This window comes from Marinobacter sp. LV10MA510-1 (genome assembly GCF_002563885.1).
Classification (GTDB): Bacteria; Pseudomonadota; Gammaproteobacteria; order Pseudomonadales; family Oleiphilaceae; genus Marinobacter.
Genome location: NZ_PDJA01000001.1, coordinates 3,146,759 through 3,163,915 on the forward strand (window position 1 = coordinate 3,146,759; position 17,157 = coordinate 3,163,915).

Sequence of the window (17,157 nt, forward strand, 5' to 3'; positions counted from 1 at the left end):
TTTATGCGATCTGTCTGAGACGCTGAATCTCATACAATCCAACGTAACAAACAAAACGCGGGCGCAGGGCTTAAGCGTTCTGAAACTTGATTTTCGTCAAAATAACGACGCCCTATTCTTGATTCTCTTTATCGCTATGCTGTTGCTGCAACCACAGCCGGGCGTAATAGCCATCTTTTGCCAACAATTCGTTATGCCCACCGCTCTCCACAATCTGGCCTTCGTCCATCACCAGAATGGTGTCGGCGTCGCGCACGGTGGATAGGCGATGCGCGATTACCAACGTCGTGCGCTGTTGGGTAACCTCGTTAAGGGCATCCAGAATGGCCTGTTCAGAGATCGAGTCCAGCGATGAAGTGGCTTCGTCCAAAATCAGCAACGGCGGGTTTTTCAGTAATACACGAGCAATGGCAACCCGCTGTTTTTCGCCACCGGAAAGCTTCAGTCCACGTTCTCCCACTCTGGTTTGATAACCGTCTGGCAGGCTGCGGATAAACTCATCCAGGTTGGCCTGGCGGGCCGCGTAGTGTATCTCGGCTTCGCTGGCGCCGGGGCGGCCGTAGGCCAGGTTGCTGTAAAGGGTGTCGTTGAACAGCACTGTGTCTTGCGGCACTACACCAATGGCCGAGCGCAAGCTGTCTTGGGTAATGTTGCGAATGTCTTGTCCGTCAATGGTAATGCTACCGCTGTTTACATCAAAAAAGCGGAACAGCAGCCGTGCCAAGGTGGATTTACCAGCACCGCTGGCGCCAACTACCGCAATGGTGTGGCCGGCGGGTATGGTGATATTCACGCCTTTCAGAATCTGCCGTTCCGGGTGATAACTGAAGCGCACATCGCGGAACTGCACTTCACCGCTGGTAATGGTCAAGGCTTTAGCGTCGGCGGCGTCTTCAATCGCCGGCTTATCGCCCAGCAGAGCGAACAGGCGCTCTACATTCACCAGCGACTGCCGAATCTCACGGTACACAAACCCCAGAGCGTTCAGCGGAATGAACAGCTGGATCAGATAGGCGTTCACCATAGTGAAGTCACCCAGGGTCATCTGCCCGCTGGCCACTTCGCGCACGGCCATGGCCATAATGGCCACCATCGAAGCGCCAATAATAAACGCCTGGCCAATATTCAAAACCGCCATAGACGTGCGGTTCTTAAGACGCGCCTGCTCCCACAAATCCAGATCTTCGTCGTATTGTTCGGCTTCAAAGCGCTCGTTATTGAAGTATTTAACGGTTTCGTAGTTCAGCAGGCTGTCGATTGCGCGGGAATTAGACTGGTTGTCGCGGTTGTTGGCTTCGCGCACGAAGGCCGTGCGCCATTCGGTCACGCGGATGGAAAAAACCACGAAGACCACCACCGACACCAGTATCGCTATAACGTAACTGACGTTGAAGGCCACCAGCAGAATGCCCGCCACCATCGCGATTTCCAGCAGGGTGGGCACAATATTGAACAGGGTAAAACGCAGTAAAAAGCTGATGCCGTTGGTGCCGCGCTCTATATCCCGCGCCAGGCCACCGGTTTTGCGATCCAGATGAAACGCTAATTCGCGAGCGTGAAGGTGGTTAAACACCCGCAATGACACTCGCCGCATGGCACGTTCGGCCACACGGGCGAAGATGGCGTCACGCAGCTCGCTGAACAGGGTGCTACCAAAACGCAGCGCGCCATAGGCCAGCACTAACATCAGCGGAATCCACAGCATCATGTCAGCGCCGCGATTTTGATCCAGATAATCGACGATGTATTTCAATGCAATCGGCGTGGTGACTATGGCCACTTTCGCCATGATCAGCATGCTCACCGCAATGATCACCCGGCCGCGGTATTCCGCCAGGTAGGGCCACAGGCCAGCGATGATTTTCCAGTCCGGCTTATGGTTGGCGGGGTAGTCGTTATCGGCGTAGGGGCGCACAGAGATTCCTTAATGGTCACAGAGCAGAGGGGCGTATGATAAACCCTTAGGCAATACAGATCGTAAGTCTGCGGAAGTTTACAGTACCCACTCGTCAGGAGGCACACTATCAACAACGTTCATCGCGAAGCTTTGAAACTGGTTGTCGGGTTTATTCATCCTTATCGCAAAGCCGTTGCAGGTGCGATAGTTGCCCTAGTTATTACGGCGGGAATTACCCTTGGATTAGGTCAGGGGCTACGTATTCTGGTGGACCAAGGATTGGCCACCGAGTCACCGGCCAATCTGGCGCGGGCTGTGGGGTTGTTTTTTGTTTTGGTTCTTGGCCTGGCGGCGGGTTCTTTCGCCCGGTTTTATCTGGTGTCGTGGATTGGCGAGCGGGTGGTGGCCGATATCCGCAAACGGGTGTTCAACCACCTGATTGATCTGAACCCGGGATTTTTCGAGAGTAACCGGGCGCTGGAAATACAGTCGCGGTTTACGGCTGACACCACGGTGCTGCAATCGGTGATTGGTTCAACGGTGTCCATTGCCCTGCGTAACGCGCTGATGTTGATTGGCGGCTTGCTGCTGTTGTTTATCACCAACGCCAAACTGGCTTCCGTAATAGTGCTGGGTTTTCCGCTGGTGATTGTGCCCATCGTCATTTTTGGCCGGCAGGTGCGGCAGCTGTCGCGCCTGAGCCAAGACCGGGTAGCCGATGTGGGCAGCTACGTGGGCGAAAATTTAACCCAGATAAAAACCGTACAAGCGTTTAACCACCAGCCCCACGACCGCCAGCATTTTTCTGAAGTTTCTGAAAACGCCTTTGATATTGCCCATGCCCGCATTCGCCAGCGCGCCTGGCTAACCACCATGGCCATTACTCTGGTGATGGGAGCGGTGGGCGTGGTGATCTGGATTGGGGGTCTGGATGTCATTTACGGCCGCATCACACCGGGCGAGCTGGCCGCCTTTGTGTTTTACAGTTTACTGGTGGGTGTTGCCGCCGGTGCCATCAGCGAAGTGATCGGAGAACTGCAACGGGCGGCAGGGTCGGCCGCAAGGCTGTTCGAGCTATTGCAGACCAAATCTGAGTTTCAGCGCCCGTTCGATTTACCCGAGCAGTTTCCCCAGCCGGTGAAAGGTGGAATACGTCTTGAGCACCTGACGTTCAGCTACCCGGGTCGCAGCGCTCAGCCCGCCCTGCAGGATGTGTGCCTGGAGGTGCGGGCAGGCGAGACGTTAGCGATCGTGGGGCCATCAGGGGCAGGCAAATCCACCTTGTTTGATCTACTGCTACACTTTTATCAACCCATCAGCGGTTGCGTGCGCATTGATGGCACGGATACCCGTGATGTATCACTGCAAGCCCTGCGCAGCTGCTTTGCCTTGGTGCCACAGAACCCTGCGCTGTTCCACGGTACGGTTGCCGATAACATTCGCTACGCACGTCCGCAGGCGACTCAGGCAGATGTCGAAGAGGCCGCAGGCATTGCCCACGCCCATGAGTTTATCGTGGCTCTGCCCGACGGCTACCAAACCCGACTGGGTGACGGCGGTTTGGGTCTGTCCGGTGGCCAGAAGCAACGCCTGGCCATTGCCCGTGCGCTATTGGCGGATGCGCCCATTTTGCTGCTAGACGAAGCCACCAGCGCGCTGGATGCCCATAGCGAGAACCTGGTTCAGCAGGCCATGCCGGCACTCACAACCGGCCGTACCACGCTGGTGATTGCCCACCGCCTGGCCACGGTAAGAGATGCAGATCGCATCGCGGTATTTGACCAAGGTCGCTTGCTGGCGGTGGGCAGTCACCAGCAGTTAATGCATGAAAATAGCCTCTACCAGCGCCTGGCCCAGCTTCAGTTCCGCAGCCAAACTGGTGAGTAGTGATGCTTTGTGCCACCGTAGTTGATACAATTTTGCAATGCAACGAGCCAAATTTATCGCAGGTTCGACCAAATATACCCACTCGGGGAGAACAGAGACATGAGTAACAAAGAACTTCAAGCACTTAAAGAACGTTACGTAGCAGCCGGCGCCGCAAGCCCCAACGAACAATTTGCAGACCACGCCACCAACGCAGAAATCTGGGACGCAGACGGCAAACGCATGATCGATTTTGCTGGCGGCATTGGCGTGTTGAACATCGGCCATCGCCATCCAAAAGTGGTGGAAGCGATAAAAGCCCAGCTGGACAAGTTGATGCACACTTGCCAGACAGTCATGCCCTACGAGGGTTATGTGCGGCTGGCGCAGAAACTCAGCGACGTGGTACCTGTTCGCGGCCACGCCAAAGTTATGCTGGCCAATTCCGGAGCCGAAGCCCTGGAAAACGCGGTGAAGATCGCCCGCTCAGCCACCGGTCGCACCAACGTGATTTGTTTTGATGGCGGTTATCACGGCCGTACCTTTATGACCATGGCGATGAACGGCAAAGCGGCTCCTTACCAGACCGACTTTGGCCCCATGCCGGGCATGGTATATCGTGCTCCCTATCCGGTGGCCTATCACGGCGTCAGCGAAGACGAAGCCCTGCGTGGCCTGGCCATGACCATGAAAGCGGATTCACCGGCCCACAATACCGCCGCCATTGTAATTGAACCCGTATTGGGCGAAGGCGGCTTCTACCCGGCACCTACCAGCTTTATGAAAGCCCTGCGCAAAATCTGCGATGACAACGGCATCGTGTTGATTGTGGATGAAGTACAAAGCGGGTTTGGCCGTACCGGCAAGATGTTTGCAATTGAGCACACAGGCGTTGAACCGGACATGATGACCATGGCCAAGAGCATGGCCGACGGCATGCCAATTTCTGCCATTGTAGGCACCGACAAAATCATGGATTCGTGTGGTCCTAACTCTCTGGGCGGCACCTACACCGGCAGCCCCACCGCCTGCGCAGCCGCGCTGGCGGTGTTTGAAGTCTTCGAGACCGAAGATATTCTGGGCAAAAGCCAGCGCCTGGGCGAGAAGCTGAATCAACGTTTCAGCCAGTGGCGGGAGCAGTTTGCCCACGTCGACAACGTGCGTACCTTGGGTTCCATGGCTGCGTTTGAGTTGGTAGACAGTAAAGATACCCACGAACCCATGCCAGAGCTGGTCGGAGCCATTACCAAACTCGCTAAAGCCAAAGGGTTGATTTTGCTTGGCTGTGGTTTGTACGGCAACACTCTGCGTTTTCTGATGCCGGTTACCATCGAAGACGAAGTACTAGAAGAAGGTTTAGCCATTTTAGAACAGTGTTTGAAAGAAGCTGGCGCCTGATCAGGACTCGCTTACTCTGATAAGCCGGGCCAAGTGCCCGGCTTTTTTGTGTCCGTTAGTCACCAAAATTTGAATCGACCGTGCCAGGCTTGGCGTACTTACCTAGGCGCCCGTATTTCTCGTATACTGCGCTCAGTGTCCCGTGAGGCTCGCGTAACTTTGCCCGCCTCGTCGCCGTTTCATCAACCAGGCAGAACCATGACGTCACCGAATACTGCATCTGTATCCGATCACAAACCCAGGCCCTGGATAGACCTGCTGGTCAGTATCGTTATCCCCTCCGTTATTCTGATGAAGTTCAGTGGCGATGAATACCTGGGTAGCGTGAACGCCCTTATTATTGGACTGGCGTTTCCCTTGGGATGGGGTCTGTTTGAATTAATTCGCTATGGAAAAAAGAATTTTATCGCCCTGTTGGGGATAATCAGCGTGACCCTCACCGGCGGCATTGGCTTGCTGGAACTGGACGCCGGCTGGCTGGCCATTAAAGAGGCCGCGGTGCCCGCGGTGATTGGCCTGGCGGTATTGGTGTCTACACGCACTCGTTACCCACTGGTGCGCACCTTACTTTACAACCCAAACGTGCTGGACGTGAACAAGATTCACCAAACGTTGGCAGAGCATGGCAAAGTGGCAGAATTTGAAGCACGGTTGCTGAATGCCAGTTACTTTTTTGCCGCTACTTTTCTGTTCTCATCCATCATGAACTACGTGCTTGCACGCTGGATTGTAACCAGTGACGCCGGCACTCAAGCGTTCAACGAGGAACTGGGGAGAATGACGCTGGTCAGCTATCCGATGATTGCCATTCCTTCTATGGTGATGATGATGCTCATTTTCTGGTACTTGTGGCGCACCATTAGTCGCTTGACGGGGTACAAACTGGAACAAGTAATGGCGCCCCATCTGGCTGATAAATAACGTAAATTCCAAGTATAAAAAAACGGCGAAGATTTACATCTTCGCCGTTTTTTTTGATCCCGAATTTTAGAAAAATCAGATATCCAGGTTGGTCACTTCCAAAGCATGTGTCTGAATGAAGTTACGACGCGGCTCGACATCGTCGCCCATCAGCGTGGTGAACATCTGGTCAGCGGCAAAAGCGTCTTCAATGTTCACTTTCATCATACGGCGGGATTCCGGGTCCATGGTGGTTTCCCACAGCTGTTCCGGGTTCATCTCACCGAGGCCCTTATAACGCTGAAGGGTCAAACCGCGCTGGGCTTCTTTCATCAGCCAGGCGAGGGCGCCTTCAAACGACAAAACAGCCTGCTTACGCTCACCACGCTGAACAAAGGCTCCTTCTTCAACCAAAGTGTCCAGGGTTTCACCCAGGCGGGCGATGGCTTTGTACGACGGCGCCTCGAAGAACGTATGGCTGAACACGTGCTCGTGAGCCATGCCGTGTAAATGCACAGTTACCATGGGCAGATACAGATTGCGCTCAGTGTCGTGGTGTACCGAGAACACATACTTGGTGCCGGTACGGGTATCCAGTTCCAGGTTATTACCCAGGTGGCCTACCCAAGCCGAAACGGCGTTTTCGTCTTTCAGTTGCTCAGATGTGAGGGTGTTGTTGTGCAACATCTGCTCCAGCACCTTAGACGGATAGGCCCGTGACAGTCGGTCAATCATGGCCATTACCGCCTGATAATCCTTCACCATGGTTTCCAAAGCAGAATCTTTGATGGCTGGCGCATCGGCGTTAACAAACAGCTGTGCGCCTTCCAATGCAGTCTGGGTCAGGTAGCTTTCGCGTGCGTTTTCATCCTTCAGATACTGCTCCTGCTTGCCACGCTTTACTTTGTAAAGCGGTGGCATGGCAATGAACACGTGGCCGCGCTCAATCACTTCGCGCATTTGACGGAACAGGAAGGTCAGCAGCAGGGTGCGGATATGCGAACCATCCACGTCAGCGTCAGTCATGATGATAATAGAATGATAACGCAGTTTTTCAACGTTAAACTCTTCGCGCCCAATACCACAGCCCAGAGCCGTAATCAAGTTACCGACTTCTGCAGATGACAGCATCTTGTCAAAGCGGGCTTTTTCAACGTTCAGGATTTTACCCTTCAGCGGTAGAATCGCCTGGTTTCGCCGCTCCCGCCCTTGCTTTGCACTACCACCCGCAGAATCACCCTCCACGATGAACAGTTCGGAAAGAGCGGGATCTTTTTCCTGACAGTCGGCCAGTTTGCCGGGCAGACCGGCAATATCCAGAGCGCCTTTACGGCGCGTCATATCACGGGCTTTACGCGCCGCTTCGCGGGCACGGGCGGCTTCAATCATCTTGTTGACGATCAGCCGCGCTTCATTGGGCTGCTCCTGAAGATAGGCCGCAAAGCTCTGATAGAGCTCCTGCTCAACAGCAGTCTTCACCTCAGAGGACACCAGCTTGTCTTTAGTCTGGGAAGAGAACTTCGGGTCTGGCACTTTCACACTGATGATGGCCGTCAGACCTTCACGAGCGTCGTCGCCGGAGGTGCTTACCTTGGCCTTCTTGCCCAGGCCTTCGTGCTCAATGTAGCTGTTCAACGAGCGAGTCAGTGCCGTGCGAAACCCAACCAGGTGAGTACCGCCGTCGCGCTGTGGGATATTATTGGTAAAACAGTAGATGTTTTCCTGGAACGCATCGTTCCACTGCATAGCCACTTCTACTTCGATACCGTCTTCACGCTGTTGGGTAAAATGGAACACCCGGTTGATGGGGGTTTTGTTAGTGTTCAAGTGTTCTACAAACGCCCGCAAACCACCTTCGTATTCAAAGATCTCTTCTTTCCCGCTGCGCTCATCGGTCAGGCGAATGCGTACACCGTTGTTCAAAAATGCCAGTTCCCGTACCCGTTTGGCCAGAATCTCATAGTGAAACTTGATATTCGTGAACGTATCTTCTGACGGAATGAAGTGTACCTTGGTGCCACTGGCGTCAGTACTGCCGACTTCGTGCAGAGGTGCCGCCGGAACACCGTGGTTATAGGTCTGCTCGTAAACTTTGCCGTTGCGGCGAATGGTTAGCGTCAACACCGATGACAGGGCGTTAACAACCGACACGCCCACACCGTGAAGGCCACCCGACACTTTATAAGTGTTGTCGTCAAATTTACCGCCGGCGTGGAGTACGGTCATAATAACTTCGGCAGCAGAAACGCCTTCGCCTTCGTGCAGATCAACCGGAATACCGCGGCCATTGTCGTGCACGCTGACGGATTCGTCCGGATGGATACGAATTCCGATTTCTGTGCAGTGGCCTGCCAGCGCTTCGTCAATGGAGTTGTCTACCAGTTCGAACACCATGTGGTGCAGGCCGGTGCCGTCGTCCGTATCGCCAATGTACATGCCAGGCCGCTTACGCACGGCGTCCAGACCTTTCAGTACTTTGATACTGGAGGAATTGTAGGTTGATTCACTCATTAAAAAACTCCTGAAGGCTGATGACCGCAGCGTGATTAAAAAGTGCGGCCAGCTAATGTTCTTCCGTTACCTGACCATGTTCCACGTGGAACATTCTTAAATCCGGTGTTGTTGTACCCGGCCATAAGGTGTCGGGCGTCTGCTGTTCGATGGAGGTGATGAACACCTGACACTGCAGCGATCGTAATTTTTCGGCCAGCATTTGCCGATGTCGACTGTCCAGTTCGGCGTTTATGTCGTCCAACAAAAACGTGACCTGTTTACCCAACGGACGTAAAACCATGCCCTGGGCAATCTTCATTAAAATAACCAATGTCTTTTGCTGACCCCGGGACAGTATTTCCGCCACCGGCCGGCCTTGTATTTTTAAACGAATGTCGGCTCGGTTAGGGCCATACAGAGTGTGACCCATACGACGCTCCTGATCCCGATGGCTGACCAGCACTTCTGACAACGGTTGGGAGTGATCCCAGCCAGGATAAAACTCCAGTTTTAGTTGATTAGCCCAGGTTGCATCGGTTTCCCCGAGAAGCAACCAGAAGGCCTCTTTAAACAGGGCAAACGCCGCTAGACGGGCATCCGTCACTCGATTGCTTAACAGGTCGTACTGGGCATCCCAAGCCCGCATCAACGATTCATCTATTCTACCATTTCTCAGCGTTTGGTTCCGCTGTGATATTACTCGCTGACATTGCTGCCAGGCGCCGCCAAAAGAAGGTTCCACGTGGAACACTAACCAATCCAGGAACTGCCGTCGCTTACCCGGGCCGCCGGCCACGATGTCGAATACTCCCGGGTCGATCACCAATACCGGAAGATGTCGCGCTAACGACGACAAATTCCGCACGGCTTCACCGTCTACTCTTAGAACTGTCTCCTTAAGGCCTACATTTCTGGAAATACCCAAGCGATGCGCATAACTTGAAGCGCATGCTTCAGGTGCTGTCTTTAATTCAGAATTCGGCATGCCAGAATTGAGAGCATCGGAGTTACGCGTATCAGGATTTGAAACACCAGAATTGAACGCGCCAGAATTGGAACCACCACAATTAAAAGTGCCGGCATCCAAGCCGCCAAACACCGTAAATCGCTGCTGTTGATGTTGAACCACAGCCTGATGGCGACTGACGCGAAACGAACGGCCCAGGCCCAGGTAGCCGATGGCTTCCAGCAAACTGGTTTTACCACTGCCGTTGACGCCGTATATCAGATTAAACGCAGGGGAGAAGGTGACAGGCTTTGCCGCCAGGTTACGGAAGTGTTCGGTTTGCAGTGTAATCAGTGCCATAAAAAACTAGGGGCCTTAGGCCCCTAGTGCAACATCTTTAGGCGGTCGTCCATGAACATATCCATTTCCGGCGCCAATATATGAACGTAACGGTCAAAGTACAAAAATTGCTTCAACAACAGCGCAAATTCCCGTGGAAAGTGCAGTCCGTGGCTTTCGCCCACTTTGACCATATCCATCAGCAGATGATTTACGTCGTCTTCGGCCTGGTCCGCCGTATAGGCAACGGTATCCGGCACCATCTGGTCCATTTTCGAGTATAGCTTACGTAAATCATTAGCAAGCAAACTGGCTTCTACCGTGTGTCGGGTAATCCCAATACGGATCATCGCATCGGCCATACCGTCGAAATTACCCACCATCACAGTCTGAATAAAATCGTTCACCGCCTGCCAGGTGTCGGGCGCAATACGCCCAACTATCCCAAAGTCGATAAACCCGACCCGACCATCGCGCAGCACCATCAGGTTACCGGCGTGTACGTCCGCGTGAAAAAACTCGCATTGAGTCAGGCTGGAAAACCAGGTGTTCATGGCCGTAATCAGGGTTCCTTCCGGATCGTCCGTGTATCCGCGAATACTGTCCAGATCGGTCAAAGGAACACCGTGAAAACGTTCCATTACCAAAATGCGGCGGGAACTGCACTGCTCATACACCTTTGGCACGGCGGCACCGGTGTTATGAGTGTCGTGTAAAAACTGCCTGAAAACCTCAAGGTTATTGGCTTCCTTGATAAAATCGCACTCTTCCATCATGGTTCGTTGAATTTCATCAACAATATCGGATAGCGATGTCCACGACAGTTTTGGAGCCAGAGTTTCAAGGATTCGGGCAGATACGTACAAAAAGTTCAAATCCGTGAGTAGAATATTGCGCACGCCGGGTTTTTGCACCTTGATAACCACTTCTTCACCGCTGATCAACCGCGCCACATGCACCTGGGCGATAGAGGCCGATGCCAGGGCTACAGGGTCTATGTCGGTAAACACTTCTTCCACCGGGCGGCCTAACTCGTCTTCAATGATTTTGCGAATCACCCGATACGGCAAATTTGGTGTGCTATCCAGGCAGCCCTGAAACTCTTCCACATACTCTTTCGGGAAAAATGTCGGTGAACTGGCAATGAACTGTCCCAACTTTATATAGGTGGCACCGAGGGATTCAAAGGTCTGCCGCAACAAACGCGGAGCAGGGGGGCGGTCGCCGCGCACCCAGTTAAACCCGGTACGCCCGAGCACGCTCATGGTCTGGCCGATACGAAACGCACCTTTTATACCGTCCTTTAAACGTGTCACCATGCCCCGGAACTCCTGTTATTAAAACCTTGCAGAATTTCTTATCCGTGAGTTGCCTACACCGACTACGCGCGAAGTGCTCACGCCGGCTGTTTGTGGGGTGCCTGCGGCAACCTACAAACGCATTGGCATAACCACATAGAGGCAACGAGCGTCCGTCTGGGATTCGATTAACGCGCTGCTGTTAGGATTCGACAGAGTAACCTTTACCTGGTCATCATCCAACGCGTTCATGACGTCTATCAGGTAGCCGACGTTGAAGCCGATTTGCAGAGTTTCACCCTGATAATCTACCGGCAACGCGTCTTCCGCCTGTTCCTGGTCCGGGTTATTGGCAAACACCTGGAGTTCATTGGGGGCCAGATTCAAACGCACACCGCGAATGTTTTCATGAGACAGAATACCTGCCCGCTGCAGAGTATTCTTCAGGGTAATGCGATCAGCCAACACCACTTTGTCGCCACCGCGGGGAATAACCCGGTTGTAATCGGGGAATTTGCCCTCAATCAGCTTGGACGTGAACGTATAACTGCCCACGGTTGCGCGCAAGTGGTTATCGCCAATTACCAGGGTGACCGGTGTGTCCACGTCATCCAGCAAGCGCGCAAGCTCTAGAACACCTTTACGCGGCACAATCACTTGACGCGCCTCTGGACAACCGGTTTCAACATCCTGATGGGCCATCGCCAAGCGGTGACCATCGGTGGCTACGGTACGAACGTGATCTGCCGCAACTTCCAGCAGCAAACCGTTCAAATAATAACGAACATCCTGCTGAGCCATTGCAAACGCGGTGCTGTCGAACATACGTCGCAGCTCTTTTTGCGGCAGCTCCAAACGGAAACTCTCGGCTTCGTCTTCCACATTGGGAAAATGCTCGGCGGGCAAGGTCGCCAACGTAAAGTGACTTTTGCCACAGCGCAAGTGCAGGCGGTCGCCCTGCTGATCCAGCTCGATGGGCGATTCTTCACCCAAAGCGCGGCAAATGTCCGCAAGCTTGCGTGCCGGCACGGTTATGCGCCCGGGCTGATCTATGTGCACCGGGGTGATGCGCGCCACCAGCTCCACTTCCATATTGGTGCCGGTCAGGGTCAGGGTGTTGTCCTCGGCCACCAGCAACACGTTGGAAAGCACGGGCATGGTCTGTTTCTTTTCCACCACGCCGGCAATGCTTTGCAGCGGGGTGAGCAGGGATTCACGGCTGATCGTCAGTTTCATGGCACTCAACATTCTTGTGGTGAAATTTATCAGGGTTCAAAGCCGGCAAACAGAGCGCAATAGCGCAGCTGTCAGCTGGTCAATAATCGCATAAAGTTCTGGTAGTCTTCCCGTATACCCGGGTCACTCTCCTGCAACTCTATGATTTTCTTGCAGGCGTGAAGCACTGTGGTGTGGTCTCTGCCACCGAAAGCACCACCAATCTCCGGCAAACTGTGATTTGTCAGCTCTTTCGACAGCGACATAGCCACCTGACGCGGACGGGTCACATTACGTGTGCGACGCTTGGAATGCAGGTCCGACACTTTGATTTTGTAATATTCCGCCACCGTGCGTTGAATATTATCAATACTGACCTGTTTTTCATGCAGTGCCAGTAAATCTTTCAAGCTCTCGCGAATGAACGGCGGCGTAATTTCCGAGCCGGTAAAGTGAGCGTTAGCGATTACCAGGCGCAAAGCTCCTTCCAGTTCGCGCACGTTGGACCGAATTTTCTGAGCAATAAAAAACGCCGCTTCGCTGCTGAGCTTCACGTTCACCTGCTCGGCTTTTTTCATCAGGATAGCCACCCGGGTTTCCAGCTCCGGCGGCTCAACCATCACCGTCAAACCCCAGCCAAAGCGGGACTTCAGTCGTTCTTCCAGATCCACAATTTCTTTCGGGAATCGGTCGCTGGTCACAATGACTTGCTGGCCGCCCTCGAGCAGCGCGTTAAACGTGTGGAAAAATTCTTCCTGGGAGCGCTCTTTACGGGCAAAAAACTGAATGTCATCGATCAGTAGTGCATCGACCGAGCGGTAATAACGTTTAAATTCGTTGATGGCGTTCAACTGCAGCGCTTTAACCATATCTGCCACAAAACGTTCTGAACGAAGATAGGCGACCTTTGCGTTCGGATTGCGACGCACAATTTCATTGCCCACCGCGTGCATCAAGTGGGTTTTGCCCAAGCCAACCCCACCGTATAGAAACAGTGGGTTGTAGGCACCGCCGGGGTTTTCCGCAACCTGCATGGATGCCGCGCGGGCCAACTGGTTCGACTTACCCTCAACAAACGTCTGAAATGTGAATGTCTCGTTCAAAAAGCTCTGGTGCTTTACATCGCCTTCAACCTGCGCGCCGGGCCGGGTACCGGATGTTCTTGGGCGCGAAGCTGCTGGCGCGGTTACAGGCGCGGCCGGCCTGGTCTGCTGGCTTGCCGGTTCACCGCGATCGTCTTTTGCCAAGGGCCTGTTATTGGCTACTGTTGGCTCAAGACGGTCTGAATCACCGGCTTTGGGCGCAGAACCCACCTTCATACCCACTCTGGGGGCGTGGCCACCGTTCAAATCTTTCAGTATTTCTTCGATACGGCGAAGGTATTTTTCATTCACCCAGTCCATTACAAACCGATTCGGAGCAAAAAGAACCAACTGGCCATCACGCAAATCTGGCTGCAACGGTCGCAACCAGGTATTGAACTGCTGTGCCGGAAACTCGTCCCGGAGTACTTCAAGACATTGCTGCCACATACCGTATCGGCACCACCTGATAACAAAACACCGCGTTTTTCTGAGGCCTTGCGATTTTTTAACCACCGGCCTTTGAAGAGAACTCGCGATTCTACCCTGCCGAGGCCATCAGTAAAAGCGCTCCAAGCAATTCATAAACAGCCTGTGGAAAAAAATAATCATATATTTTAATATCTTATAGACTTACTGACAGCCTTGTGTACAGAAAATAAAAACATAAAAGTTACCCACAGAGGTGTGTGCACATCCACCGCTGGCCCCTGTGGAAAACCTGAGTACACAAGGTGCATAACTAATCCGATATTCCCAATCTTAAGTTATCCACAATTCACATTGCCCTTATCCACAACCCCCACCGGCACTTGTCATCACCTTCGCCAACTGGATAATTATATGATTTAGATCGTTTTAAACTGCTTATCCACAGAAAAACGCCTGTGTAATAACAGTAGTATTCAATCTTTAAAGAGAATTATAAAAGAACAATTACTACAGTTAGCGGAGCCTCTTTTCAGGTTTTTGCTTGGACGAAGCACCAGCTGAAAAAGAAGATTTGCTGAGTCAATTGAGCTTATTCCAGCATCTGTAAAAACAACCCGTTTATTAGCGTTGAATTCCCGCTCGGATTTGCATAGAATGCCGCTCCTGTTTTGGTTGTTCATTTTCCAACCACAGACTGAATTCCTAATCCAGAATTGTGAGATCATTCCCATGAAAAGAACGTTTCAACCAAGCGTACTGAAGCGTAAGCGCGTACACGGCTTTCGTGCTCGTATGGCCACCGCAAACGGCCGTAAAGTCCTGGCTCGCCGTCGTGCAAAAGGTCGCGCACGTCTGTCTGCGTAATTTTTGGTCTGCCTCATGAAGGCTTTGAACTTCCCGAAATCGCATCGCCTGCTCAAACCAGCTGATTACGGCAAAGTCTTCGATGACGTGCAACTGAAAGTTCCGCACCGGAATTTTCTGATTCTGGCAACGCCCAATTCTCTGGGACATGCCAGGATCGGTCTCATATTTGCCAAAAAGAACCTGAAGCTGGCTGTACAGCGCAACCGTATTAAACGCCGAATTCGTGAAACGTTCAGGTTGAAGCAGCAGCTCCCAGCACTGGATATTATCGTTCTTGGCCGCCAGGGTTTAGCTCAGTTAGACAATAATCAGGTTAATCTCGCCCTGCTGGATCTCTGGCAGCGACTGGAACGCAAATACAGCAAACTGCAATCTACTCCGGTATCCGTAGCCTCTGTCCTATCTGGCGAAGCAAAAGGAACGGACTAATGCGCCAACTTCTGCTACTGCCCATTCGTTTTTATCAGTATTGTCTCAGCCCGATGTTGTCCAGCCGTTGCCGTTATTATCCCACTTGTTCAGATTATGCTGCCCAAGCTATCACCCAGCACGGCGCCGCTAAAGGTTCTTTGCTAGCGCTAAAACGATTGCTGCGGTGTCATCCATGGGGGAGTTCCGGTTATGATCCGGTTCCGGGCGCCTGTTCTGCCAAGCACCCTCAAGTTCCAACAACTCACGAAACCAGACAGTAAATCTATGGATATTAAACGCATCGTACTTTTTGCCGGCCTGGCAGTTGTCAGTTATTTGATGGTACTCGCCTGGAACGAGGACTATCACCAGCCTACGCCAGTAGCTCAAACCAGCGAACCAGTGGACTTTTCTGCCACTGGCGACAGCGACAACATGACGCTGCCCGAAGCAGGCGGCGTCACCACCGATAGCTCCGATGAGTTCACTACGCCGGAAAGCGGAACATCGCTAAGTAGTACAAATAACGCCGGCAACGTCAGCAATCAGTACGTTCACGTTATAACCGATGTGTTTGATATCACCATAGACCGAGTCAGCGGTAATCTTGTCAGTAGCTCACTGCTGCAGTATGACAAAGAACTGAACGGCGACGAGCCGCTAAAACTGCTGTCGAATACGCAAAACCGGCTGTACGTGCTGGAAAGTGGATTGATAGGTCGTGACGGTCCAGATAACAGCCGCAATGGCAGCGCACCGGTGTACAGCTCAACCCAGAATAGCTACCAGATGGCGGAAGGCGAAAACCAGCTTGCAGTGGACTTAAACTACACCACTGACAGCGGTGTAAGTATCATCAAACGCTTCACTTTCAATCGCGATGATTACCAGATTGGTATCCGCTACGTAATCGATAACCAGTCAGAAAGTGAGTGGCAAGCGAACTTTACCGGCAAAATTGTGCGTGACCAGGCGGGTGATCAAACGTCACAGAACAGCATGGGTATCAAAGCTTTTTTAGGATTAGTCGTCAGCACGCCTGAGGATCGTTATGAAAAATATGACTTTGACGATCTTAAAGACAAACCGATCAATAAGTCTGTCACCAACGGCTGGATGGCGTTTCTACAGCATTATTTCCTGACAGCCTGGATACCAGAGCCAGACCAACAGGCCCAGTTCCAGACCACCAGCCGCGGCGTTTTGGCCGTTATGGGTTTTGTCTATCCAGCAACTAACGTACCTGCTGGCGAAACCGTTGAGGTAGGCGCATCGGCCTACGTTGGTCCAAAAATTATTGACCGGCTGGAAGCGGTAGCTCCAAATCTGGACCGTACCGTGGACTTTGGCTGGCTGTTCTTCATCTCCCTACCGTTGTTTGTTGTGCTCAATTGGTTCCACGGCATCATCGGTAACTGGGGTGTCTCGATAATACTGCTGACTGTGTGCGTTAAAGCCCTGTTCTTCCATCTGTCGGCAACCAGCTACCGCTCTATGGCACGAATGCGCGCCGTCGCACCGAAGTTAGCCCGTATGAAAGAATTGTACGGTGATGACCGCCAGCGTATGTCGACGGAAATGATGGCGCTGTACAAGCGTGAAAAAATCAACCCGTTGGGCGGTTGCCTGCCCATACTGGTGCAAATGCCCGTGTTTATTTCCCTATACTGGGTTTTGTTTGAAAGCGTACAACTGCGCCACGCACCTTTCGCGCTGTGGATTCACGATTTGTCGGTGATGGACCCGTACTTCATTCTGCCGATTATCATGGGTGCCAGCATGATGTTGCAGATGCACCTGAACCCCACACCGCCAGACCCCATGCAGGCGAAAATCATGAAGTTGATGCCGGTTGTATTCACCATCTTCTTCCTCTGGTTCCCGGCAGGCTTGGTACTGTACTGGGTAGTCAACAACATTCTGTCCATCAGTCAGCAGTGGTACATTACTCGCAAGATTGAAGCCCAAATGGCAGAAAAAAAGCACTGATCATTTAATCAGTCAGATTATCCA

13 protein-coding genes are annotated in these 17,157 nt (G+C 52.7%); 7 read left to right on the forward strand and 6 right to left on the reverse strand.

The window, feature by feature from the left end:
• Window positions 1–112: 112 nt before the first annotated feature.
• Window positions 113–1,915 carry an ABCB family ABC transporter ATP-binding protein/permease gene (locus tag ATI45_RS15040; RefSeq protein WP_098420390.1) on the reverse strand — a complete coding sequence of 601 codons (1,803 nt, stop codon included), beginning with the start codon at window positions 1,913–1,915 and terminating at the stop codon, window positions 113–115.
• Between the two features lie 132 nt (window positions 1,916–2,047).
• Between ATI45_RS15040 and ATI45_RS15045 the strand changes: the two genes are divergently transcribed.
• From ATI45_RS15045 to ATI45_RS15055, 3 genes are all read left to right on the forward strand, one after another.
• Complete coding sequence (locus ATI45_RS15045; protein WP_098420392.1) at window positions 2,048–3,784, forward strand: ABC transporter transmembrane domain-containing protein; 1,737 nt, start codon at window positions 2,048–2,050, stop codon at window positions 3,782–3,784.
• Window positions 3,785–3,883: 99 nt separating this feature from the next.
• Window positions 3,884–5,161: a 4-aminobutyrate--2-oxoglutarate transaminase gene (gene gabT, locus ATI45_RS15050; protein ID WP_098420394.1), complete on the forward strand. Its 1,278-nt coding sequence runs from the start codon at window positions 3,884–3,886 to the stop codon at window positions 5,159–5,161.
• A gap of 198 nt (window positions 5,162–5,359) precedes the next feature.
• A complete protein-coding gene (locus ATI45_RS15055; protein WP_098420395.1) occupies window positions 5,360–6,082 on the forward strand; it encodes a VC0807 family protein in 723 nt (240 codons plus the stop codon).
• Window positions 6,083–6,157: 75 nt separating this feature from the next.
• Here the strand turns inward: ATI45_RS15055 and gyrB are convergent, their stop codons facing one another.
• The 5 genes from gyrB to dnaA form a co-directional block, all read right to left on the reverse strand.
• Window positions 6,158–8,572: a DNA topoisomerase (ATP-hydrolyzing) subunit B gene (gyrB, locus tag ATI45_RS15060; RefSeq protein ID WP_098420397.1), complete on the reverse strand. Its 2,415-nt coding sequence runs from the start codon at window positions 8,570–8,572 to the stop codon at window positions 6,158–6,160.
• A gap of 52 nt (window positions 8,573–8,624) precedes the next feature.
• Window positions 8,625–9,860, reverse strand: a complete 1,236-nt coding sequence (recF, locus tag ATI45_RS15065; protein WP_098420399.1) for a DNA replication/repair protein RecF — start codon at window positions 9,858–9,860, stop codon at window positions 8,625–8,627.
• Window positions 9,861–9,883: 23 nt separating this feature from the next.
• Window positions 9,884–11,158: an ABC1 kinase family protein gene (locus ATI45_RS15070; RefSeq protein ID WP_098420401.1), complete on the reverse strand. Its 1,275-nt coding sequence runs from the start codon at window positions 11,156–11,158 to the stop codon at window positions 9,884–9,886.
• Window positions 11,159–11,269: 111 nt separating this feature from the next.
• On the reverse strand, window positions 11,270–12,373 hold the full coding sequence (gene dnaN / locus ATI45_RS15075) for a DNA polymerase III subunit beta (RefSeq protein WP_098420403.1): 1,104 nt from the start codon (window positions 12,371–12,373) through the stop codon (window positions 11,270–11,272).
• Between the two features lie 71 nt (window positions 12,374–12,444).
• Window positions 12,445–13,884 (reverse strand): chromosomal replication initiator protein DnaA, encoded by a 1,440-nt coding sequence (gene dnaA, locus ATI45_RS15080; protein WP_098420405.1) that lies wholly within the window; start codon window positions 13,882–13,884, stop codon window positions 12,445–12,447.
• Between the two features lie 711 nt (window positions 13,885–14,595).
• Here dnaA and rpmH point away from each other — a divergent pair.
• Genes rpmH through yidC form a run of 4 tightly spaced genes read left to right on the forward strand, consistent with a single transcriptional unit; the run spans window position 14,596 to window position 17,133 of the window.
• Complete coding sequence (rpmH, locus tag ATI45_RS15085) at window positions 14,596–14,730, forward strand: 50S ribosomal protein L34 (protein WP_026224022.1); 135 nt, start codon at window positions 14,596–14,598, stop codon at window positions 14,728–14,730.
• Between the two features lie 15 nt (window positions 14,731–14,745).
• Window positions 14,746–15,162 (forward strand): ribonuclease P protein component, encoded by a 417-nt coding sequence (rnpA, locus tag ATI45_RS15090; RefSeq protein WP_098420407.1) that lies wholly within the window; start codon window positions 14,746–14,748, stop codon window positions 15,160–15,162.
• Entirely contained in the window at window positions 15,162–15,425 is a 264-nt protein-coding gene (yidD, locus tag ATI45_RS15095) for a membrane protein insertion efficiency factor YidD (protein ID WP_218926145.1), read from the forward strand. The genes rnpA and yidD overlap by 1 nt, the downstream gene beginning before the upstream one ends.
• A 4-nt stretch (window positions 15,426–15,429) precedes the next feature.
• Window positions 15,430–17,133 (forward strand): membrane protein insertase YidC, encoded by a 1,704-nt coding sequence (yidC, locus tag ATI45_RS15100; protein ID WP_098420410.1) that lies wholly within the window; start codon window positions 15,430–15,432, stop codon window positions 17,131–17,133.
• The last annotated feature ends 24 nt before the right edge of the window (window positions 17,134–17,157 follow it).

Coding starts and splice junctions, on each gene's coding strand:
- rnpA (WP_098420407.1), top strand. CDS start 14,746: ATGAAGGCTTTGAACTTCCCGAAATCGCATCGCCTGCTCAAACCAGCT.
- recF (WP_098420399.1), bottom strand. CDS start 9,860: ATGGCACTGATTACACTGCAAACCGAACACTTCCGTAACCTGGCGGCA.
- ATI45_RS15070 (WP_098420401.1), bottom strand. CDS start 11,158: ATGGTGACACGTTTAAAGGACGGTATAAAAGGTGCGTTTCGTATCGGC.
- yidC (WP_098420410.1), top strand. CDS start 15,430: ATGGATATTAAACGCATCGTACTTTTTGCCGGCCTGGCAGTTGTCAGT.
- ATI45_RS15055 (WP_098420395.1), top strand. CDS start 5,360: ATGACGTCACCGAATACTGCATCTGTATCCGATCACAAACCCAGGCCC.
- yidD (WP_218926145.1), top strand. CDS start 15,162: ATGCGCCAACTTCTGCTACTGCCCATTCGTTTTTATCAGTATTGTCTC.
- dnaA (WP_098420405.1), bottom strand. CDS start 13,884: ATGTGGCAGCAATGTCTTGAAGTACTCCGGGACGAGTTTCCGGCACAG.
- gabT (WP_098420394.1), top strand. CDS start 3,884: ATGAGTAACAAAGAACTTCAAGCACTTAAAGAACGTTACGTAGCAGCC.
- dnaN (WP_098420403.1), bottom strand. CDS start 12,373: ATGAAACTGACGATCAGCCGTGAATCCCTGCTCACCCCGCTGCAAAGC.
- rpmH (WP_026224022.1), top strand. CDS start 14,596: ATGAAAAGAACGTTTCAACCAAGCGTACTGAAGCGTAAGCGCGTACAC.
- gyrB (WP_098420397.1), bottom strand. CDS start 8,572: ATGAGTGAATCAACCTACAATTCCTCCAGTATCAAAGTACTGAAAGGT.